General features: G+C 65.0%; 1 protein-coding gene. It reads right to left on the minus strand.

Annotated features, from left to right (window positions below):
* Positions 1 to 651 (minus strand): ShlB/FhaC/HecB family hemolysin secretion/activation protein (locus tag EN906_RS37660; RefSeq protein WP_164777717.1); only part of this gene is annotated, 651 nt, incomplete at both ends.

A 651-nucleotide genomic window follows, 5' to 3' on the forward strand; every position in this document is an offset into this window, starting at 1 on the left:
GTGAACCAGGTGCCATCGAGACCGAGCCGGGCAATGCGCAATCGGTCCTCGGCGATCGGCAGCGAAATCGGCGTCACCGCGTCGAGCGTGTCGTTTTGCACGTCGAATGACAGTTCGGTGCTGATCGTAAGCGCGCGGCTGCGTATCCAGGGATAGCGAAGCCGCGCCGAATAACGCTCGAAAGCGCTGCCGAAGCCGAGCGTGCCGGGCTCGGCTGTCGGATTGGCCTGCGTGCGGCTGGCTTCCAGGTTGAGCGTCAGCCCGTCATAGCCGATCGGCACGACGATGCCGGCGGCATAGTTGCGATTGCGTGGGCCATCCGTGAACAGGCCGCTCTCGCCGCCATCGGGGTAGCCGCCGGCCCTGACATAGACGAGTTCGCCGAGGCCGAGCAATGAGTTGAAATCGACGCCGATGCCCGTAGACCAGCGCTGCAACGATGGCGATAGCGAGTTGTCCCCGGTCATTTGGCCGCCGATCGGGCGATATTTGCCGTCGATGACCAGCACGCTTGCGCCTTTGGCCGAGCCTGCCTGCAAGGTCGAGCGCAGCCGGGCGCCGGGCGTATCGCCAGCCAGCAGCAGCTTGCGTTCGATCGCCGACAGCTTGATGCTTTTCTGTCCAACGAGCGGCGCCAGCGTTGCCTCGACC

The sequence above is a fragment of the Mesorhizobium sp. M7A.F.Ca.CA.004.06.1.1 genome, from assembly GCF_003999135.1.
GTDB lineage: Bacteria > Pseudomonadota > Alphaproteobacteria > Rhizobiales > Rhizobiaceae > Mesorhizobium.